The sequence below is a fragment of the Mesorhizobium waitakense genome (genome assembly GCF_056431085.1).
Window position 1 is genome coordinate 1 of sequence record NZ_JBWKME010000022.1, and the last position, 20,672, is coordinate 20,672.

The following is a 20,672-nucleotide window of genomic DNA, read 5'->3' on the forward strand; positions in this document are numbered from 1 at the left end:
CGAAGCGATGCAGAAGGTCGGCAACGAGGGCGTCATCACCGTCGAGGAAGCCAAGACCGCCGAGACCGAACTCGAAGTCGTCGAAGGCATGCAGTTCGACCGCGGCTATCTCTCGCCCTACTTCGTCACCAACGCCGACAAGATGGTTGCAGAACTCGAGGACGTCTACATCCTCCTGCACGAGAAGAAGCTCTCCAACCTCCAGGCCATGCTGCCGGTTCTCGAAGCCGTCGTGCAGACCTCGAAGCCGCTGCTCATCATCTCGGAAGACGTCGAAGGCGAGGCTCTGGCCACGCTGGTCGTCAACAAGCTGCGTGGTGGCCTGAAGATCGCCGCCGTCAAGGCGCCGGGCTTCGGTGATCGCCGCAAGGCCATGCTGGAAGACATCGCCATCCTCACCGGTGGCCAGGTCATCTCCGAAGACCTCGGCATCAAGCTCGAGAATGTTGGCCTCAACATGCTCGGCCGCGCCAAGAAGGTGTCGATCTCCAAGGAGAACACCACCATCGTCGACGGTGCCGGCAAGAAGGCCGAGATCCAGGGCCGCGTTGCCCAGATCAAGCAGCAGATCGAAGAGACCACTTCCGACTACGACAAGGAGAAGCTGCAGGAACGTCTGGCGAAGCTCGCCGGCGGCGTTGCGGTGATCCGCGTCGGCGGTGCGACGGAAGTCGAAGTCAAGGAAAAGAAGGACCGCGTCGATGACGCCCTCAACGCGACCCGCGCGGCCGTGGAAGAAGGCATCGTTGCCGGCGGCGGCGTCGCCCTGCTGCGCGCTTCGCTGAGCATCAAGGCGGTCGGCGCCAACTCCGACCAGACCGCTGGCATCGCCATCGTGCGCCGCGCGCTGCAGGCTCCGGCCCGTCAGATCGCGGCCAACGCCGGTGCGGAAGCCTCGATCGTTGCTGGCAGGATCCTTGAGAACAAGGACGCGACCTTCGGCTACAACGCCCAGACCGGCGAATATGGCGACATGATCGCCATGGGTATCGTCGATCCGATGAAGGTCGTGCGCACCGCTCTCCAGGACGCGGCCTCGGTCGCCGGCCTGCTGGTCACCACCGAAGCCATGATCGCGGAGGCTCCGAAGAAGGACTCGGCTGGCGGCGGCATGCCGGGCGGCATGGGTGGTATGGGCGGTATGGGCGGCATGGATTTCTAATCCAACCCATTCAGCCCTCAGATACGGAAAGGGCGGCATCGAGCCGCCCTTTCTTCGTGTCCATTGCGCCGGTTGTCGGCGACCCGCAAGCCGGGGTTTGCCCGCCAAGGGTTATGCTTATGTTTGGACGGATACTGCCTGTTTTCCTGGGGCTGGCCTTACTGTCGGGCAGCGGCTGCGCGCACAGCGATGATGGTACGGTGATTATTCCGACATCGCTTGATGCCAGGCGATTCTTTGACAAAGAGCCGCTACGCCTGCGGCAGCAAAAGATCGAAACCAGCGTGTTTCCGGTTGCACCACAGGAGCCGGAACGGCTCAAACCGCGCCGTACGGCAAGTCTCAAGACATCAAACCGACGGGCACCGTCGGCCGCAAGTCCTCCGCTCTCCTCTTCCGAGCCACACAAGCCGCTTATCTGCAAGAACATCAGCGAGCCCGGTAAGCGGTATCGTGTGGTTTGCGAATAGGACACTTGGTTTGGCAAGCATTCTACCCCTGCGGTGCCTTCCTGATCAGGTTGCCCAGAGCGACGTCTCCCTTCTTTCCCATGATCCAGTCATTCTATCATTCCCAGCTTCACGAAACGGAACGAATTTTGCCGGCGGCTTCCGCGAAGCGCTTGGCTACCGATCAGAACAGTCTTTGAAAGAAAAGGCCGCGCTCGGCCGCGATCGCAACCGCATGAGCCAAGCTTTTGGCACCCAGCTTGGCCCGTGCCAGATCAAGATGAAATCGGACCGTGTGAGGGGATAGCGACAGTATCTGTGCGGTCCGTTTGACCTTCTCCCCCCTCGCGTACCATTTCAGGCACTCGATCTCTCTATCGGAGCAGACCGTCCGATGGAGTCGCCTTCCTTGGATTCGACCGATAGCATTGTGAAATTCGCCGGCGAGATGCTGGAGGTCGCGAACCTCGGATTTGAGGAACGCCTGCCACGCCGCTGCGTTCTCGTTGCTCGTCACGCTCAGAATGCCGCGGTCGCCGTCGACACCCCTAACCGGGAACGTGACGCCATGCTTCCCGACACCATGTTGCCTCGCTTCACCAAAGAACGTGCGCACGGCCTTGTCCGATAGGTCGATCTCCTTCCAATCAACCAATGTCACTGCACGCAGCCCGTAGCGAAGCACGGGATCGATGTCGAAAAAATCCTTCTCGATGTAGCGTTTCACCCACTCAGGCGAATAGGTGGTCAAACAGAACGGCTTACTCGGTTCCTCGTAAACCGGCCTGACGGTAAGAAAGGCCGCCGTCTCAAGGCCGTAACTCTCGACAATTGTGTTCAGAAGGTCCGCTGCGTCCGCAGGAGAGGCAACTGCACGAATACCCTCCGTCATGTCGTGAAAATTTGAGTCAAATTGCGCCATATCCAGCTTGCCTTCTTGCTATCGACGTGCCTCTCCAAGCCAGTCGCGCGGCTATCTAACTAGGTTGCTCCTCGCTGGATTCCAGCGTCTCACGACCTGTCAAAAGTGACAGGCAAAACCGCCAGTATACATAGGTTGCAACCGCATTATTCCAGATTGGATGACCACAACCCGGCGTGGAGAAAACGCCTTGGATACGATTGTACTTTCGTCAAACGATGTGGCTCGGCAGACTAACTCCACACGTGCCAACCGCCGTGCATCACATCAGCGTTCCGCAACGGACGACCACGAAATTTGCCGTCTCTGCTCGGAGCTAGAACAATTGGACGCTGACCGGGAAGCTCTATTTGCTTTCTTCCCTCCGCCTGCGCCGGGCAACCCTGCGCAGAGCAGGCAGTTTTTCAGAAAGCTGAACTCGATTACGGCTCGCTATTTAGCGCTCGAACAGCGGCTTCGAAAGGCTCGCAGCGACATCAGGCAAGGCAGCCCACGAAGCCGCTGAGTTCGTCCAGCGGATGCCGCTGCGACCGCCGCAGCATAGCGCGCATTCAGAGTATCGATTGCCTGATGGCCCCGCGTCAACTCGACACCGAGGCCCTACCCGGCCCATCGGGCGCGGATCCGGATACTAGCACCCCTCCTCCCGTCGCAGGGTATGAGTCAGAGACACTTGCACAGCGATTTGTAAGATAGTTTACTGACTCAATGAATCTGAAGAGGAGTGACCCATGGGAACCAGCAAGCAACTTTTGCTTCGTGCAGCTATCGCGGCGTCGACGGTTGCGACCTGGGCCATACCGCGACGCTGGGAAAGCAGGCGGGGCCTCGTGGCGTTGTCGCCATGGCATGGCTCGTAACCGCCACCTTGAAAAAATGGCTTGTCTGCTTGCCGGTCCGGAAAGACGCAACTGTCATCGTCGCGCGTTGCGCAACCGGCGAAATGGCCGACGTCGCAGGCCAAATGCTGAAAGCCGGTATAGGCGTCACCCTCCCCCACGATCCCGATCGTCGCATCCGCCTCTACGCCCAGATCGAGCATCAGGCTCGCATAACCCATCGCGGCATCTGGGCCAGCACCTTCCAGATGCCTTGGCTCCGCCGGAAATCCTCACCTGCAAACCCATGACCCACGAGCACGACATGCGTTCTTTTCGTCACATCCTCCACCTCGTCGCATCCGCGGCCTTGCTCGCCGGTTGCGCCGAGCGAATGCCGGATGCTTCACATTCGGCCGGCCCCGTTTCGGTCACGGACTCCTATTGGAAACCGGATCGCGTCAGTCGCAGCCGGCAAGAATATGCGCCCGACTGGGGCCGCTTCCCGCCGGTCATTACCCAGCGAACCGGCTACCCGACCCAAGCTCAGGCGAATAACGCCTTGCGCCGCTCGCATTGGAGCTCAGTGCCTGTGCGCACGCTCATCACCGAGGAAGGTATCAAGACGATCTCCGTCCCTGCGGAAGCCCCGGACACGATCGCTGCAGGCGTTCGTGTCTTTGCGTGCCGGCCCGAAGCGCTCAACGGCTATACCGGCCGCGTGCAATACTACGACGGCCCCGTCGTCGCCTGCGCTTCCGACCTCCTGTCTGCCGATGGTCGCGTGCTCGCCCGAGTACCCCTCAATTTCTACTACCGGCAGAAGGCTTGGCGCGTCCAAGACCCGAGGCCGTCCTACAAATCCGTCCCGTGGGCTTATCAGGAACCCTCGCCACCCAAGAGCAAGGGCTGGTTCGGCAACCGCTACTAAGCGGCGGCCGTCACACTGCCGCGTGTCGGCTGGCCAGACGCGCACAGAAGCCGACGGCCAAACCAACGGCAAGGCGCCGGCGTCGCCAAGATTGTCCGCGGCGTATGAGAGGTACGCTGCGAGCGGCTTTTACGACGCTCCGGATGTGTCGTCACGCAGCGTGCCGATTCACCACCACGCCTCTTTCGTGCAGATCCCAGTTCGAAGATGGCGACGGCCGTCTTCGGCGACTTCGAGCGTATTGCGTGTGGTCGCGCCAGCAGTCATGGCGACCTTCAGCACGGAGGCCGCACGCTCATCTCCGGCCGAAAATCATGCTTCCCGCACCTTTCTTTTAGGAAGAACAGGCCCGGCGAGCGACTATTTCAAAGGCACTCGCTATGCGAGATCGATCTGTCGTTCGGCCAAAGTGTTTCGCAAGGCTCTAGAATAGTTCAATCTCTTTCCTGGCGAAATCAGTGTTAGTGCTCGGCATTGCCGACGGTCGCCCACGAAGATTCTGCTGGTATCGTGCGTTCAGCATTCTGGGGGAGCGAGCGGCAGGCCGCACAGCCTCCCAACATCGCAGCCACTTCACGGTCGAGGTCATCTATCGGTTAGGCTCTGCTCTTCTGCTGGGGGCTCGTTTCGTACGAAAACGTCCAGCACTTGCGCGATATTGATCCCTGACGGCGATCCGTTGCGCACCATACCCCTCGATACCGCCGAGCGCATGGCTCCAATGACGCAGCATGCCGCGACGAGCGCTGCCACGGCATCGCCGTCGGTCTCGGTCAATAGCTGCTCCGCCAGCGCCCTCGCTCCTCGCGGAATTTGATCGACATCTTCACCACCAAGCGACCACTGACGATTTTCTTCCGTCACGGCGACACCTCCCGGACTGTTCGATTTGACCATTGGCGGCCAAGCTGGCGGAGCGGATCACCGATCGCCGCTGTCAGTACATGAGACAGCCCGATCGCAATCGCGATCGAGAACGTTGCCGTCGCCGGAGCGCCCAGGAATTGGCCAAGGGACCAGTTGAACAGCGCCAGCACCGGCAGATGGATCAGATAGAGCGCATAAGAAATGTCTCCTAGGCGGCGCAGAATCCGCCCTGGCCAGTTCACAGAACCATTCCGCAAGGTCGCCCTTGTCACGATCCACCCGCACGTCAGCGCCAGTGCGGCAGTCGCCACGCCATGTGTCGCCGGCGGCAAGATCGCCAGCATGAAGGCCCCGACCGTCATCCAGAACGCCGTTTCCATGTTACCGATCGCCAGCAGGTTTTCCGCCAGCCATGGCCATGCGCTTGTGCCCATGGTTGCTCCGATCGCCAGCCCGACCGCGATTGCATCGATGCGGAACGTCCAAAGCGTCCCGCCCCATGGCCGCAGCGTGAACGCCCCGACCACGAGAACGAGTCCGGCTAGCGCGACGAGCGCCCGCCGCGGTAGCAAGAACACCAGGAGCGGAGCCAGTAGATAAAATTGCATTTCGGCGGCGATCGACCAGAATGGTCCAAACGCAAAGGCGTTCCCGCATCCTGTGGCGCCCCCGAAACAAGGCGCCCAATGCGCATTCGAGATGAAGGCGAATGCCGCCTTCGCGTCTGCGGGCTCAACGCCGCTTCCCGGCAGGATCAACCCGATCGAGAGGATGGCGACGACGCACCAGGCCAGCGGCACGATCCGCATAGCACGCCTGACATAGAAGGCGAAGGCCGCCTCGAGCGCTCCCCGCTCGAGGCGCAGGCTTCGCAATGAGCGTTCCACCACCAGGCCGGAAATCACAAAGAACAGGTCGACCCCGACGCTCCATGCCGGCGCAAACAGCAGAGCCGCGGCCGTCCCGCCTTCTCCGAAGACCGGCCCGACATGCGACAGCACCACAAGCCCGATCGCCAGGCCTCGCAATTCATCCAGCCCCGATAGCCGGACTTCTTGTCCCATCCAAATATCACGCTCGACAATCATCACGACATTGATTTAATCATAGGGCATAAAAGCGAGGTAAGGAATGCATGGACGCCTGACATTTATCGCAGTCGCGGCTGCCCTTACATTGGCACCCGACGCTTCGGCTCAGTCGCTCACGCATGATCCGAACGCCTGGCGCGCCGTCGCCTACGCCGATCTCGAACTCCCGAACTCGGAAGCTGTGCCCTACGCGTCCCTATGGGCCGACCGACTGAAGAAGAACAACGACGCCTACGCGGCCAAAGGCGATACGCGCTTTGCGGTCGCCAACGCGCCGGCTTCCGAGAGTCACATCGTCGTTCGCAGCCCGACCAAAACCGTCGTCCTCTCGGTCCTGCACACGCTCACCGGCTGCTCGCCGATCCGCGCCGATCCTGTCGGCAATGCCACGCTGAAACGATGTCCCATGCGCTTGGCGATCTACCAGAACGGCCGATCAACGGTCGCTGACGGTGGCTCCGGCTGTTTCATCGAATATGGCGCGCAACCGAACAACGTCCGCCCCGACCTCGCTCGGAATGGTGCGATGGGTGCATATGATGTTCAGGCCAAAAGCATTCGCGCCGGCATCGTATTCCAAGGTGAAATCGCCCCGGAATGCCAATTCCGGGTCTCTGTCCCGCAACCCTAGGGGAAGTCGCGATGCCCGGTGTGTTTCCGGCAACCTCGATACTCGGAAGGAGCGCAACCATGATCGACATGGAAAACCTGACCTTATTCAGTACACCAGCCTGCCACCGGCCATCGCCAGCGCCAGCGCCAGCGGATCAAGGCTTCCCTCACGACCCGCGATGCGCGGCCTTGACCGGGGCTCCTGGCGGCGGCCACGGCGGTGTCAGGAGGTTTACCATGTCCACGCTTGCCGCCCTCGCGATTATCCCCATGTCTGCCATCTCCGCACACGCATGGGAGCCTCTAGGCTACCAGTCGCTCACGACCACAGACGCGCAGCCGGCCATACAGACCGCATGGTCCGATATCATCGCCTCGAATGCCGCCTATTGGCGTGACGAGCTGCACAGAACCATTCCGGCCGGGCAGATACCGCCACTCGATATCCTGTCGAAGCCCATCAAAGTCGGATCGCATACCTTCATCGTCTCGATCGCCTCGACCCGCAAATGCGAGACTGGCGCAAACAACGCCAGCTCTTCCATAGAGCCTGACCTATGCGAGGCGCGCATCATTGATCCAGACAGCGGCAAAATCGTTGCACGCGCGGAAGCCTGCTACGTCGATCTGTCCGATGACGATCGACCCCAGGCCAATCGTAACGATCGAACCGAAATCGACGTCAAAGCGAACGCCAAAGAGATCCATTTTCGTTCCTTTGTCGGCGGCAAGGAGTGGTCTCGATGCACAACCAGCGCCAAGCTTCCATGAGGTGCATTCCTATGTATCGTCTCTATTCCAAACTCAGCAGCGTCCTTGCGGCCGGCCTTCTAGTCTGCAATTCGGTGACGGCAGCATATGGAGCCGGCGCACAATATTGCGAGCGCACCGACTACTCCGCACAGGACATCACAGATGCCGTGAAGAATTCGTCCCTGCACGACGAGCTGAAAACCACATCGTGCAGCCTTGGCGGCCTCGGTCGCTTCGAATCCGGCGGCAACAAAGGCGTCTACAATGGCTCTTGCTGCACCGGCATTTTCCAGCTGAACAACACCAACATCAAAAACTACGCAGGCATGTCGCGTTCCGAGTTTGGCTGCCAATCCCTCCAGTTTCAGGTCGACACCTGGGCCAAGCTTACAAACGACGGCTATAACTCCGCGCCCGTCAAGCAGCTCATCCAGATGGGGACGTTCGACGGTCAGAAGGTCGATGGCTCATTTATTGCGGCCTGTATTCAATTGGGGACTGGCAATTGCCAGCAGATGGTTCGCTCAGGCCGCTGTAGCGGATTCTCCGATATCAACGGGACAACGATCTGCGATATGGCGAAGAACGCACGCTCCATGGCCGACGCCAGCTGCCAAGAAGGTGACATGGCCGCGTGCCTGGGGCCGGGGGATTTCAATACAGGAGGCGACACAAAACTCGCCTCTGCCGCTCCAGGCCCGACCGGCAACGATATCAATGTCGCCTCTGGTCAGGTGTAACCCCATCTTCTCGTTGAAGGCCACGCCGTCGGCCCGCCGCCTTCAATGGGAGAGATTTCGCGACGAGAGCTTTCCAAATCCCCGTTTCAGATGGCTCGCCAGCTCCTGCCGCACATCATCAGGCCATTGCTCCATCACAACGCAGTTCACTTCGGCCGCAACCAGCGACCAGTACAGCAGATCCGCGTATCGTCCTTCGAACAGAGCCGCCACGATGAACTGTCCGATCACCAACGTGATCGCCTCGGGCTTGCCTTTCTTCCGCAGAAATTCCGAAACCTCTTCCACCCATGGTTTCGGGTGGCAATCGACGAACGCTGCCGCCTCCCTATAAAGCGCGTCGTCTCCTACGACTTGCCAGATATTCGCTTGCATCGTGGACCCTTCAGCAAAATGATAACATTACATCGACGCTGGCGGATTTCCTGATGCGAGTCAAAGAAATATAAGATATATTTTCTGCCTATCGTAGCAAATGAATCTACGCTGGTAGTTTAGCAGCTTCTACTTTCTTATATGCTACTGGCTTGTCCTTCGTCCCTTTTTGGCCGGAGGCAGCCGCTTCTTCTCGGAGGTTGCCCCAGCGAGGCTGGCTGCCTCTTTCAAAGAAGGTACACCACTGAACTCCGTCATCGAGCGCTTCACAGCACGCGTGGCCTCGATATGCCGCGCAATCTCGTTGAAGTTGAAGCCGAACGTCTCGATGTCCCGCTTCACGCTGTCGTCGTCACCAGTCCGACCAATGAGCGTCCACACCGGGACCTTCAGATGCCGTGCCAGCCGCTCCAGGGTGACGAATGTCGGGTTCCCCTTCCCCGTCCGCAACTGGTAGAGCGTGCCGCGCGATAGCCCCGTAGCGTCGGCAAAACTCGCATAGTCCGGGTACTCGTTCTCGATTTGGCGAAGTCGCAGCGCGAGCAGGATCGAAAGCCAACCATCGCTGTCTTCTGTCTTGTTTTTAAATATCGGCACGGTTGCACTCCTGCTTATCGGTCGGAATATGACGGCCATTTTTTGTAAAATGTCTAGTGCTCAAGCTGTTAGCCGAAACGATGACTCATTGGCCTATTAAAGTGTCGCGCATCGCCCCATACTCCCGTAAAGTGACGGCGTATAGCTTTTGGCCGCCGCTAAAATCATTCCAAACACGATAGCATTTCGATCTGCATGCCCCTGTTGAAAATGAATAATTAAATGATCATGCGGAGGGACAACCCTGTCTCTGCCCCCTCGGCAGGCAGGCCCTGCAATTGTTGCCCCATACCATTTCGAGTGACCTGGTTCAGGTCGACCAGAAGCGAAACCTCGACGCCGCTGTTTCAAGAGCGTGGATGATTTCCCGGCTATGTACCGATATTAGGCGGCTGCGCAGCTCACGATTTGCATTTGCCGATTACGCTCAAAACCAACGGCAAGGCTTGGCCCCGCGGAGCCGGCGAGGATCCAATCTCTATCGCTGTTCGAGCTGGAAAAGGCGACGGGTAATCCGCCGCAGTCTGAAGCCGGTACCGCCAAAAGCGGCACCATGACGCCCGCCGTCGAAAGACGCTTGATCCATGAGGGGCCATCCTATCTCTATTGATCATTATAATGACGCCTGATCTGTGATATTATAATGATCAACACCGAAATAGGAGGCTCTCTCTCATGTTCATGAGGTTCGCGTTCGCAATTTTCGCCGGCGGCGTGCTCGCTTTCTTCGCCCTGCCCGATCGGGAAGCCGGCCTTCGCATGCTCAGCTTTTCCACTGCTTTCTTGATCCTGTCCCTCACCGCCGTCTGTGTCATCGCGTTTCTGACGCGCAAACTCGGACGTTATCGTCTTCCCTCCTCGTTACAGCTGTCGCGCTGTGATGACGATCTTCCTTTACATGACGCTGCAAAGCCCGATCGCTCCCCTTGGTCGACATCCGGCGTCAACCCCAAGGATCCGAACCTCATCTGGCAGTACCGCCTCAACGATCGGCGCCTTGGCCGCTTCAAACTCTAACAGTCCCAACGCGCCAGCAACCGCTAAATCACGCGCACAGACCGTCCGCCGGTTTCATCAGGTCTGCGATCCGCCTGATACGGTAACGCAAATGATTAGACGCCTTTGCGCAAGGCGACGTCCCGAGTTCCAAAAGGCTTCGTGCGCCCAATACCACTGCCAGCTCATCGTCAACGACCACTGGCGCCTGGCAGTCGAGACGGCCGCTACTTCGTGCATCTTCGCCAAGAGGATTTGCAGACCGCCAACCTGTCGGCGATACGGCCCGACGGGTTGAGGGACACCGGTAATTTACCGTCTGGGGAGCGCGGCAACCACCCCATCTCTGGGGTCGAATACGGGTTGTTAGGCCCGCGCAGTCCATGAGCGTCGCTTTGTTCGGAGCGAAAGCGAGGCGGTGGAATGGACGGTCCCTCTGACGCGGCGACGACCCCGCCTTAACCACGTCAATCCATGGGAAGCAGCGTTGATACCCAAGGGGTTGAATGAGACATCGGTTCAATGATTTAATCATAGGGTACACGATCTAAAGTCGGATGGCATCCTTATGAGTGACTTTGCTATTCTGGGTCGAACGGTTGGCCCACAGCATCCGGAAATTCAGACGCTCTTGCGTCAGGCGCGGGACAAGCAGGCCCGTGTCTTGTGTTTGTGCCGCCATCCCGGAGTGCCGATGTACATTGCCACCGTCAGCGAGGAATTGATCGTCAAGCGCATGCCGAACACCGGCAAGGACCATGCGATAGACTGTGATCGCTATGAACTGCCCCTTGTCCTGTCAGGAAAGGCGGAGATCCTGGGTCAAGCGATCATTGAGGATCCTGCATCGGAGACGGCGCGGCTGAAGCTGGCTTTCGCACTGACACAAGGCAAGGCGCGACAGGGACCATCCGGCGAGGGGACTGCGCGCCACACCGTGAAAGCCGATCCGAAGAAGCTCACGCTGCGAGGCTTGCTTGACTATCTCTGGGAAGAGGCGGAGCTGACATTAATGGCGCCTGGCTTTGTGGGAAAAAGAAATTGGGGGTTGGTCCGGAAATTTCTTTGGGGCGCGGCCGATGCAAAGTCGAGCCAGAAGTTCCAGTTGCGCGAGCTGCTGTTTATGCCGGCAATGTACTCGCCTGAACTCAAGGATCGCCTGGCAGCGGATCGGGAGCGGGCCTTCGCGGCGGCAGCTAGGGCGAAGCACAAGAAGATCGTGATCGGAATTGTGAAATCGCTGGATCCCGCCCGGTTTGGTGGCAAGCTGTCGATCAAGCATATGCCCGACGCGCCGCTCTTCCTGGATGAGAAAATGTTCAATGCAGTGCCGAAGCGCTTTCCAGTTGAATTAGACCTGTGGCGACTGCACGAAAATTCGCGCCTGATCACCATCGCAACGGTCATGCAGATGCCGTCCGGCATTCTGTCGATCGACGAAATCGGCTTTATGAACGTGACGGAGAATTGGATTCCGTTTCAGCACAACGACGAAAAGGAATTGATCGAGGTCCTGACCGGGGAGCATCGGCGGTTTGTGAAAACGTTGCGCTACAACGTGCAGCCGGCGGTGCCGATGGCTTTCGGTCTTCTGACCGACGTTGACCAACAGGGAACTGCGCTTTTTGTCGTACCGCACGATGCCAAGGAGGCGGTACGGGCGGAATTCGACCATCTGATTTCAAGCTGCGAGCTCGAGACCTGGCGCTGGGACGCAAGCGGCCCCCGGCCGGCGCTACCCGGCAAACAGCAGCGGCTTTCGCCTCCGCCCGGCAGGCAGGCTTTGGAATATCGACCGAACAACTGAAAAGCCGAAGTGCGTGCGAGGCTGCCGCTGTAATTGGACCAAGCCAGGAAATAAAACTCGTGAAAAGCGAAAGACAAGATAACGGCAATCATTGGATGCGGTTGGCGAGGGTCCGTGAGAGCGACGAAGCGCGGGCGACGGCTGGCGCACCCGCAGGGCAGGCTTCGCCTGGGGGCTTGCGCCTGGCGCCGGCGTTTGCGCTGGAAGCGATCGTTGATCGGGGCCGTGACCAGGGAGTGCGAAAAGGAGAAAGCGATACTGAAGAAATTCGACATGGATCCGGGAACGGGCATTGTCATCGCAACAGTCCTCATTTTGGTGCTGTCCGGCGCCCGGCTTTTGAACCAGTGGGACAGTCTATCGTTTTGGCGAGGGGGCTGATCGCGGCTATTGTTCTCGGATTGATTTCGGCGATAGCGCTTGCCGTCGCGTTCGTGGTCTGGCGATGGCCTCAGCAGAATGTACAGTATGATCCAACGCGCCGGAGACCGGTTATCGATTTGCAGGCGGATTCGAAGACTGACCAGCCTGATTAGATGCGTTTCGGATATCGCGGAGGATGATGGCATTCGGATCGGGCACGTCGGCAAACTGCCACAGGCCAAGGTGCTGCTTTTTAGCGACCTCCTGCGCGACGATATAGGGAGCATGGACCGGAGCGCCGTTCGGAGTGACAGCCGCGAACGCCCAGCCGGTCGAGATCAGCGCCGTGCCGAGATCGATACGAGAACCGGCCGCGGATCCTGAAGTAAGCTGCGCGACGCAAACGACGAAGCGCGTTTTGGTCGCGGCCTGCCAGGCGGCCGTGTAGCATTGAGGTTTGAGATCCCGGATGAGAGAGACGAGCATTGCAAGGCTTGCCTCCCCGCAATCGACATGCCCCCCTGCCCTATTTGTGAAATATGTGCCTCGCAGGCAGGCTTGAACGCCGTAGAGACGGTGGGTCTCACCGGCATAGGTCCAGCTGTCGCCGGTGCTGAACGATGCTGTGGCGGGGATCGGAAACCAGGGATTGGATTTGTCCTCGGCCAGTGCCGGAACACTGGCGAGGACGGCCGCGAGAATGCCGGCGGCGGCGAAGCCAGGTTTCATTATTGATACCTGCTCAGATTGAACCAGAACCGTTGTTTGCCGTCGGTCGTCGTGAGATCGAGATAGTTTGGCTCCGTCCTCTGCTCGCGCCGCGTCACGGCCGATGTTGGACGCGCACCGTAACCCGAACCTCTCGGTTTCGTGCCCCAAGAGGCATTCGTTGCATTCCGCGCAGCACAGAAAGCGCCGTTATTGTCGGGCTTGTAGACAGTTTGTGAGCGAGAGCTGTTGTCGCTCCCGCTCGATTCCGTCTCGGGCGACACGGCGATCGTGCCGTCTGGGCAGGGTTTGAATTTCTCATATCCGATACGACCGGAACTGCCGGCCTCGGGGCACTGGGGCCAGGGCTCCCCATGCGCGACCATACGGAAAGCGCGCTCGACCGGAGGCACACATTCCCCGACGCTCGCCCAACCCTGCGGGTTGAGGATGCACAGCAAGACCTTGCAGCCGAAATCATCGGCATGGGCCGGCGCCGGGGACAGAGCCGCCAAGGTCGGCAAAAACGCCACAACGGGAAGAACCTTGATCATTTTCATTGTGTCTGCCTCAATTTCGCGATTGCCGTTCATCGATTCATTGTATTAATTCAGCATTACAGAATCGGCAACGGTACAGGATTATTTTAATGATTCGATCCCGCAAAACGGCACTTGCAGCGGGTGCGATCCTGGCGACGTGCCAAGCGGCGCCTGCACAGGAAACTGCGCAGAAATTCCAGGACCGAGTTACGGCACCTGCCACGCGCAGCGTTAATGCTGCCGTCGTCGTGAATGGCCGGGTGATGCCGGCCTACCAGGTTGAGAGCCAGGACGTGCAGCGGATCGGTGCGGCGGGAGGTGCTGACCGCGCGGCCGCTACGGTGACATCGACCTTGGCTGACAACCCATGCCCCGGCGTCGCTGCCCTGTCGAAGGAAGAAGGACAGCGGATCGTCGAAGCCGTCGCGCGCCTGCAAGGCTTTGCCCCGCCCCTCCTCCTCGCGGTTGCCCGGGCCGAAAGCCGCTTCAATTCCGGCGCGCTATCGCCCAAAGGGGCCTATGGCCTGATGCAACTTCTGCCGTCCACGGCGGTAAGCTACGGTGTCAATATCTGCGATCCAGCGGACAATGTGAAAGGTGGGATCGGCTTTCTGCGGGATCTGCATCGCAAATTTCCGAACCCGATATACATGCTCGCCGCCTACAATGCCGGCGAGATCGCGGTTCTCAAATATAACGGCGTGCCGCCCTACCCCGAGACGGTTGGCTACGTCGCCAACGTCATCAACGATTTCTACCAATGGCCATCGGTCGGGTCTGAGGCAGTGATGCCCGCCGGGGCGGTGAGCCTTGACCTGGCCGGCGTTCAACCGGCTGCGGCCGCCCCGGCGGATCAACGAAATGATCCGACATCCCCCACCAACTCCCGCAATGGCAGCACAATGACGTCTCGCGAAGCGACGGCGCCGGTCTGGCAAGGCGGGATGGTGCAAAACTTTGACTGAGGAGAAGCTTTGATGACCTTGTGGAAGATGTTTGCTGCACGCAGCACTGGTGTGGCGATGCCGCTCATGCTCTTGGCAACGCAGGCGATGGCTGGGGGCGGAAATCTCCAGCCGGTGCAAAGCACGCTGCAGACGTTGGTGCAGACCCTGACTGGGCCGATCGCGACGGCTTTGGCGGTCCTGTTCTGCATTTTCATGGGCTTCATGGCCTGGGCGGCACGCCTGTCATGGTTTGTGGCCGGAAGCTGGGTCTTGGGTATCGTGCTGGTCTTCGGCTCGGCCCAGATCGTCGAATTCTTTCAATCCGCGGTCGGAAGGTGATCGGCATGGCAGACGGCCGGATCGATCCTGGCGAGCCCAGACTGTTGATCACTCCGCTGGTCAAGGGCTTGACCCGAGCGCCGACGGTGCTCGGCATCCCCTACGAGCTAGCGGGGTTCATCGGCGTGCTGACCGCTGTCGTGTTCCTTGCAACCCATAATCTGATCATGCTCTGTATCTGCGTGCCGCTCTATGCGGTTACCAGGATCGCGATCATGCGCGATCCCATGTTCATCGAGATCATGTTCATCCGTTCACGAAAGATGCCGCCCCGGAGCGCCAGCTTCTGGGGGGCGCGCAGTTACCGGGTGTGACGTGGCGATCGCACGGGCTCTTCGCGATGAACTGAGTTTCGGGGCCGTGTCTCGTCGGGAGAATCCGGTTTCGGCCCACATACCCTATTCGCGGCATATGTCCGACGAGGTGATCAAGACGCAGGACGGCATGTTGATGTCCTTCGTTCACATGAGCGGACTGTGCTTCGAGACGATCGATATCGCCGAGATCAATTCGCGCCTGCTCGGCCGCAACGATCTCATTCGGGGGTTGGCGAACTCCCGCTATGCGATCTACTCGCATATCCTGCGCCGCGAGGTGAAGCCGGCGATCGAGTCGAGCTTCGAGAATAAGTTCTGCCAAGAGCTGGACCAGCGCTACACGGCGGCCCTGCGCACCCAGCGCATGTTTGTGAACGACATCTACCTGACGATCGTGCGGCGCGAGCTGCAAGGCACGGTCGGGACCGCGGATCTCGTGATCCGCAAGCTTTCGGGACGAAGGGCTGCGGACGGTCGCTCTTCGAGCGAGGAGCGGGCGCTGATCGAACTCACGGACGTGATGAAAGCCGTCCGAGAGAGCCTGCAGGCGTATGGCGCGCGGGTTCTCACCGTCGTCAAGCGCAGTGACGTTTGGCATTCCGAACCGCTGGAATTCCTGGTGCAGCTCGTCAATGGCGGATTGCCGCGGCCGATGGCACTGCCGCGCATGAAACTCGCGGAGGCGCTAGCGACGAAGCGGCTGTTCTTTGGCCCGAATGCGCTGGAAATTCGCGGGGCGTTCCCTGGCGAAACGCGATACGGCGCCATCATTTCGGTCGGCGAGTACCCCTCCATTACGGGACCAGGGATGCTCAACCCCATGCTGAAGGTGCCGCACGAATTCATCGTGACGCAATCCTTCGCCATCATCGACAAGCCCCAGGCGCTGACCCAGATGGAGCGGGTCGGGCGCAAGATCGACATGTCGGATGAAGCCGGCTCGATCGTGGCCGATCAACTCGGTGAAGCGCGCGATGAGCTTCTGTCCTCGGAAGCGCTCTATGGCTTGCATCATCTGACGGTGCTGTGCCTCGGGAAAACCATGGACGACGTGGCGCGCTGCGTGACCGATGTCGGCACGGCGCTGACGGAGGTGTCCGCCCTGTGGGTTCGCGAGGACCTGAATTGTGAACCTGCGTTCTGGGCCACCCTGCCTGGCAATTTCGCCTATGTGGCGCGCAAGTCGATGATCTCATCGAAGAACATGGCGGGCTTCTCGGCCTTCCATAACTATCCGAGCGGCCGGACTGGCGGGGTCCATTGGGGAACGCCGATAAGCGTTCTGGAGACGACGTCGCAAACGGCCTACTTCTTCAACTTCCATGTTCGAGACCTCGGCAACTTCACCCTGAACGGTCCCTCGGGCTCGGGCAAGACGGTGCTGCTCGGCTTTCTCGCGGCACAGGCGCAGCGCATTACGCCGCGCCCCAAGCTGGTGATGATCGACAAGGATCGTGGCCTGGATATATTCGTGCGGTCGCTTGGCGGCCGCTATGAGGTTCTGAAGGCCGGGGAGCCTTCCGGCTTCAATCCGTTGCGCCTGCCCGATACGCCGCACAACCGCGAATTCCTCTTCCAGCTTTTCAGCTTCATGCTGCGTCGATCCGACGGACACGCCCACTCGACGCGCGAGGAGCAAGTCATCCGCAACGCGATCGCCCAGGTGGCGAGCGCGCCGCCCGAAGGTCGAACCATGGAGGAGTTCGCCGAGCTGTTGCGCGGTGCGATGCGCGCCGGCGATGACGATCTCTATTCGCGCTTGCAGCCATGGATGAGGCCGGATCAGCGCGGTTGGTTGTTCAACAACCCGGAAGACTCGTTTTCGATGTCGTCCATTTTCGGCTTCGACATGACGAGCGTGTTGAGCGACGCAACGACCAGCACCGCGGCCTTGCTCTATATCTTCCATCGCATCGAGGAGCTGCTTGACGGGCAACCGGTCATGATCTTCCTCGATGAAGGCTGGAAGCTCCTGGACAATGATATTTTCAGCTACTTCATCAAGGACAAGCTGAAAACCATTCGTAAGCTGAATGGCATCATCGGCTTCGGTACGCAGTCTGCGGCGGATATTGTGAAGTCGTCGATTGCCAACACGCTGATCGAACAGACGCCGACCAATATTTTTTTCCCCAACCCGAAGGCCGACGAGGAATCGCACAGGGCGTTCGGGCTGTCTGAGCGCGAGATCAAATGGATCCGCGAAACCCCGCCCGAAGCACGCAAATTCCTGATCAAGCATGATCAGGACAGCGTCATTGCGCGCCTCAATCTGGGCGCGATGCCTGACGCGATCAAGATCCTCTCCGGTCGAATTGAGACGGTTCAGGAGCTCGACGCGCTGCGCGCGCGCGTCGGCGACGATCCGCAGGTTTGGTTGCCAATCTTTCTTGGGAGGGACCCGGAATGAAGACCATTATGGGCGCGATGGCCGCCCTTGTGACGATTTTCGCGGGATCGACGGCGATGGCGGTCGTGCCGGTTTCTGACATCCCGATCTTGTCGCAGCGGAGCGAGGACAAGGCCGACAAGGTTCAGATCAAGCTCATCCAGGAGGACACGAAGTCCGCCACGCAGGGCGTCAATTGCTCGGTGACGACGCCCAAAAAGGCGCAGAACGTGAAGAGCCCGAAGGCTTCGGTCGATCCGGCGAGTGGCCAGGCGTCCTTGGAACAGGCCAATCCGGACATCAAGGGCTCTTCGGCGTTCGCCTCGACCGGGTCGGGATCGGGCGCTGTCGGCGGCAATGCCGGCGAAAGGGGCCAGTTGGATATCACCGGTCAGGTTTTAGGGGGCATGAATGGCAGCATGTCAACGGTGGCTCCCAATAAGCAGTCCTTCGAGACCATGGGGCAGGATATCGGAACCGACAAAACGGTCATGGAAGCCTTCGACCGCAACAGCGCAATCCGCGCCCAAGGCGGGCTGACCTTCAACGAGGTGATCCAGGCGACAGGGTTCTTCGCCCAAGCTTTCAACGTGCGAAACATCGGCACTGCCACACTGACAAGTCGGGGATCCTCCGGCCTGGGGGTGCCCACTCCCGCGTCCCCGCCGCCTGGCTCGGGCCCGCCGCCTGGCTCGGGTGGCTCGACAAGCTGTCCCGGGGCTACAAGCGGCGGCGGCACGGCCGGCAACCCATGCTGCCCGTCGACGGACGGCGCATGCACGGCGTCGCGCACGACCGACACGGTTGAAAACGTCTCGCCCGTGCTTTCGCAAATCCAAAGGGACGCCAACAGCGCCCCCGTCACAATGACGACCGACGAACTGATGTCGGCCGTCAAGCAATATCAGGCTCAATAGGAGAAAGCGCTATGCGTGGAATTCCGTTAACAGCGGCACTCTTGCTTGGCTTGGGCGGTATCGCCTTTGCGCAAGTGCCTACGATCGACGAGGCTAACCTGGAACAGGCTCGGCAGATTGCATCGGCCACGAGCGAGATCCTCAGCACCGACCGCAACATCATGAACTATACCCAAAAGACGCTGCAGGCCGTCACGGGCGACCGGTCGAGCCAGGCCGGCCAGCTCGCGCGGATGGCCTTGGGAAATGGCGGCTTCTCCATGGGGGACGCGCCTTCGCTTGGTAGCGTGATCTCGGGCGGCTCGTTGTCGTTCGCCGGCCTCGGCAATGGATCGCAGGGCATCGTTTCGAACATGATCAATGGCTTGCAGCTGGTGAAAACCATTTCGGGCCTGATCAATGGCCAGACGACGCAGATGGATAAGAACTACAGCGCCCTGGTGAACGTCGCGGCCACTGTTACCGGGCTGGTGGACTCCTCGCAAAATGGGGTGAAGACCCGTTCCAGCGCTTTTCAGTCGGGCGCTCAACGGATCGGCACGGCGCAGGACATCAAGGGCTCGATCGATCAGAACAGCCAGATCATGGTGCAAACGGGTCTGACTGTGAACGAACTGATCGGCGCGGTGAATACCGCTACGGCGGCCGCCAATCAGGAAAACATCGATCGTATGAACCTGATCACGCAGGCCTCGCGGGGGCTCGAATACAAGTCCGGCCAATGACGATGCGCTTTCTTCTATCAGCGGCCGCCATCATTGGCGCTGTCGCGACCTCCGGGTGTGGCCACAAGCCGCTCAAGGCTCCATGCTCGCGCGACGAGGGACCGATGCAGCCGATGGCGTTCGCGGCGCCCGAACCAAGAACAGAAGCGAAGAAGCCATTCGAGTGCGGTCCGATGAAGGCACTCAATAGCGATCCATCTCTGTTTCCCGGTGGGACGTCGAAAAAATGAACTTCAATATCACCACGCTTCTGCAACAGGTCGACAAGTTCGGCAATAACTATGTATCTCAAGCCTACCAGAACCTGGCGTCGGCCCTGACCGGCGGCGGACAGGGGGGCGTCGCCGGCCTGATGCTGACGCTGTACGTGATAGTCTGGGCCATCAGCATCTGGCAGGGAACCTCGACGGGATCGGGAAAAGAGATGATCTGGCGCCTGTTCCGCGCCTTCGTCATCTACGCTCTGGCGACGAGCTGGGGGGACTTTCAAACATATGCCTATTCGTTCGCGAATGAGACACCTGCCGCGATCGGGAACAGCCTTCTCACGAGCGTTTCGGCCAATGTGACCGGGACATCGGCCGGGCTGAACTCCGTCAACTCCGTGCAGACGGCCCTGCAAAACATCTGGGATTCGCTCGCCAATTCCACCTCCGCCTTTATCAAGAGCCTTGGCGTGTTGAACTTCGGCGGCTACGTACTGGCGGCGATCATCCTTGTCGTCGGCGCGCTGCTCATCGGCTATGCGATCTTCCTCATCATCCTGTCGAAGATCTTTCTTTGGCTTTTGCTGGCACTCGCCCCAGTGTTCATCATTCTTATGCTGTTCGGCTACACGACCCGGTTCTTCGCCGGCTGGGTAACCGCGATCGTGCAGTACATGTGTGTGCAGATTCTGGTCTACGCCTTCTGTGCCTTCTTCATCTCGATCACCCAGACCTATTTCGACGCGGTCAACCGGTCGAATGGTGCTGCGACAACGACCTTGACCGAAGCCGCGCCGCTGATCCTGATCTGCCTCGTCGGTGTGCTGCTGCTGTCGCAGATCACCAACGTTGCCGCCTCGCTCGCAGGCGGAATTGGTATTGGAACACCTTCGTTTGGGCGCTTCTACGGCGGCGCCTTCGCAGCGATGGGCCAAGCCGGTCAGCGCAGGCTGATGGGACGCTTGGGCTGGAGCACGCGGCAGGAACGCCTGGCGGGTCGCGAGCGGGCGCGCGTGAGCCTCGCACAGAGAAGGTTTGAGAATTCAGCGGAATATGCACGGCTTTCCCGAAAGCTGACGGATCCCGGATAGGTTTGGGG

22 protein-coding genes are annotated in these 20,672 nt (G+C 59.8%); 14 read left to right on the forward strand and 8 right to left on the reverse strand.

Annotation, left to right across the window (positions count from 1 at the left end; genetic code table 11):
- Positions 1 to 1,162: chaperonin GroEL (gene groL / locus AC07FD_RS07680; RefSeq protein WP_478349354.1), on the forward strand; the 1,162-nt coding region annotated here is incomplete at its 5' end.
- Positions 1,163 to 1,795: 633 nt separating this feature from the next.
- On the opposite strand, the gene AC07FD_RS07685 is transcribed toward groL, so the two are convergent.
- Entirely contained in the window at positions 1,796 to 2,533 is a 738-nt protein-coding gene (locus tag AC07FD_RS07685) for a helix-turn-helix transcriptional regulator (protein WP_478349355.1), read from the reverse strand.
- A gap of 697 nt (positions 2,534 to 3,230) precedes the next feature.
- On the reverse strand, positions 3,231 to 3,593 hold the full coding sequence (locus tag AC07FD_RS07690) for a hypothetical protein (protein WP_478349356.1): 363 nt from the start codon (positions 3,591 to 3,593) through the stop codon (positions 3,231 to 3,233).
- A 65-nt stretch (positions 3,594 to 3,658) separates the two neighbouring features.
- On the opposite strand from AC07FD_RS07690, the gene AC07FD_RS07695 reads away from it, so the two are divergent.
- The gene (locus AC07FD_RS07695; RefSeq protein WP_478349357.1) at positions 3,659 to 4,282 is read left to right on the forward strand and encodes a hypothetical protein; all 624 of its coding nucleotides are present in this window, start codon (positions 3,659 to 3,661) and stop codon (positions 4,280 to 4,282) included.
- A gap of 585 nt (positions 4,283 to 4,867) precedes the next feature.
- On the opposite strand, the gene AC07FD_RS07700 is transcribed toward AC07FD_RS07695, so the two are convergent.
- On the reverse strand, positions 4,868 to 5,146 hold the full coding sequence (locus AC07FD_RS07700) for a hypothetical protein (protein WP_120018540.1): 279 nt from the start codon (positions 5,144 to 5,146) through the stop codon (positions 4,868 to 4,870).
- Positions 5,143 to 6,213, reverse strand: coding sequence for an acyltransferase family protein (locus AC07FD_RS07705; protein ID WP_478349358.1), 1,071 nt, complete (start codon positions 6,211 to 6,213; stop codon positions 5,143 to 5,145). Before AC07FD_RS07705 ends, AC07FD_RS07700 begins: the two co-directional genes overlap by 4 nt.
- Before the next feature lie 67 nt (positions 6,214 to 6,280).
- Here AC07FD_RS07705 and AC07FD_RS07710 point away from each other — a divergent pair, with 67 nt between their 5' ends.
- The 3 genes from AC07FD_RS07710 (at position 6,281) to AC07FD_RS07720 (ending at position 8,345) form a co-directional block, all read left to right on the forward strand.
- Positions 6,281 to 6,871 carry a hypothetical protein gene (locus tag AC07FD_RS07710; protein WP_478349359.1) on the forward strand — a complete coding sequence of 197 codons (591 nt, stop codon included), beginning with the start codon at positions 6,281 to 6,283 and terminating at the stop codon, positions 6,869 to 6,871.
- 218 nt (positions 6,872 to 7,089) lie between these two features.
- A complete protein-coding gene (locus tag AC07FD_RS07715) occupies positions 7,090 to 7,623 on the forward strand; it encodes a hypothetical protein (protein ID WP_478349360.1) in 534 nt (177 codons plus the stop codon).
- 11 nt (positions 7,624 to 7,634) lie between these two features.
- Positions 7,635 to 8,345 (forward strand): hypothetical protein, encoded by a 711-nt coding sequence (locus AC07FD_RS07720; RefSeq protein ID WP_478349361.1) that lies wholly within the window; start codon positions 7,635 to 7,637, stop codon positions 8,343 to 8,345.
- A 42-nt stretch (positions 8,346 to 8,387) separates the two neighbouring features.
- Here AC07FD_RS07720 and AC07FD_RS07725 read toward each other — a convergent pair whose 3' ends face one another.
- Positions 8,388 to 8,720 (reverse strand): hypothetical protein, encoded by a 333-nt coding sequence (locus AC07FD_RS07725; RefSeq protein WP_378926125.1) that lies wholly within the window; start codon positions 8,718 to 8,720, stop codon positions 8,388 to 8,390.
- A gap of 144 nt (positions 8,721 to 8,864) precedes the next feature.
- A complete protein-coding gene (locus tag AC07FD_RS07730) occupies positions 8,865 to 9,317 on the reverse strand; it encodes a helix-turn-helix domain-containing protein (protein WP_478349362.1) in 453 nt (150 codons plus the stop codon).
- Between the two features lie 675 nt (positions 9,318 to 9,992).
- Between AC07FD_RS07730 and AC07FD_RS07735 the strand changes: the two genes are divergently transcribed.
- Both AC07FD_RS07735 and AC07FD_RS07740 read left to right on the forward strand, forming a co-directional pair.
- Positions 9,993 to 10,334, forward strand: coding sequence for a hypothetical protein (locus AC07FD_RS07735; protein ID WP_478349363.1), 342 nt, complete (start codon positions 9,993 to 9,995; stop codon positions 10,332 to 10,334).
- Between the two features lie 547 nt (positions 10,335 to 10,881).
- Entirely contained in the window at positions 10,882 to 12,120 is a 1,239-nt protein-coding gene (locus AC07FD_RS07740; RefSeq protein WP_478349364.1) for a DUF1173 family protein, read from the forward strand.
- A 492-nt stretch (positions 12,121 to 12,612) separates the two neighbouring features.
- Here AC07FD_RS07740 and AC07FD_RS07745 read toward each other — a convergent pair whose 3' ends face one another.
- Together AC07FD_RS07745 and AC07FD_RS07750 are read right to left on the reverse strand one after the other, a co-directional pair.
- Positions 12,613 to 13,212, reverse strand: a complete 600-nt coding sequence (locus tag AC07FD_RS07745; RefSeq protein ID WP_478349365.1) for a thermonuclease family protein — start codon at positions 13,210 to 13,212, stop codon at positions 12,613 to 12,615.
- Positions 13,212 to 13,751 (reverse strand): hypothetical protein, encoded by a 540-nt coding sequence (locus tag AC07FD_RS07750; RefSeq protein WP_478349366.1) that lies wholly within the window; start codon positions 13,749 to 13,751, stop codon positions 13,212 to 13,214. The genes AC07FD_RS07745 and AC07FD_RS07750 overlap by 1 nt, the downstream gene beginning before the upstream one ends.
- A gap of 89 nt (positions 13,752 to 13,840) precedes the next feature.
- Here AC07FD_RS07750 and AC07FD_RS07755 point away from each other — a divergent pair, with 89 nt between their 5' ends.
- The 7 genes from AC07FD_RS07755 to AC07FD_RS07785 all read left to right on the forward strand — a co-directional run bounded on the left by AC07FD_RS07755 (position 13,841) and on the right by AC07FD_RS07785 (position 20,664).
- On the forward strand, positions 13,841 to 14,698 hold the full coding sequence (locus tag AC07FD_RS07755; protein WP_478349367.1) for a lytic transglycosylase domain-containing protein: 858 nt from the start codon (positions 13,841 to 13,843) through the stop codon (positions 14,696 to 14,698).
- A gap of 12 nt (positions 14,699 to 14,710) precedes the next feature.
- A complete protein-coding gene (locus AC07FD_RS07760) occupies positions 14,711 to 15,019 on the forward strand; it encodes a TrbC/VirB2 family type IV secretion system protein (RefSeq protein WP_023819752.1) in 309 nt (102 codons plus the stop codon).
- 5 nt (positions 15,020 to 15,024) lie between these two features.
- Positions 15,025 to 15,333, forward strand: coding sequence for a VirB3 family type IV secretion system protein (locus AC07FD_RS07765; RefSeq protein WP_095204906.1), 309 nt, complete (start codon positions 15,025 to 15,027; stop codon positions 15,331 to 15,333).
- A gap of 46 nt (positions 15,334 to 15,379) precedes the next feature.
- Positions 15,380 to 17,746 (forward strand): VirB4 family type IV secretion/conjugal transfer ATPase, encoded by a 2,367-nt coding sequence (locus AC07FD_RS07770; RefSeq protein ID WP_478349368.1) that lies wholly within the window; start codon positions 15,380 to 15,382, stop codon positions 17,744 to 17,746.
- A complete protein-coding gene (locus AC07FD_RS07775) occupies positions 17,743 to 18,642 on the forward strand; it encodes a hypothetical protein (protein ID WP_478349369.1) in 900 nt (299 codons plus the stop codon). The genes AC07FD_RS07770 and AC07FD_RS07775 overlap by 4 nt, the downstream gene beginning before the upstream one ends.
- Before the next feature lie 11 nt (positions 18,643 to 18,653).
- A complete protein-coding gene (locus AC07FD_RS07780; RefSeq protein WP_478349370.1) occupies positions 18,654 to 19,367 on the forward strand; it encodes a type IV secretion system protein in 714 nt (237 codons plus the stop codon).
- 226 nt (positions 19,368 to 19,593) lie between these two features.
- Complete coding sequence (locus tag AC07FD_RS07785; protein ID WP_478349371.1) at positions 19,594 to 20,664, forward strand: TrbL/VirB6 family protein; 1,071 nt, start codon at positions 19,594 to 19,596, stop codon at positions 20,662 to 20,664.
- The last annotated feature ends 8 nt before the right edge of the window (positions 20,665 to 20,672 follow it).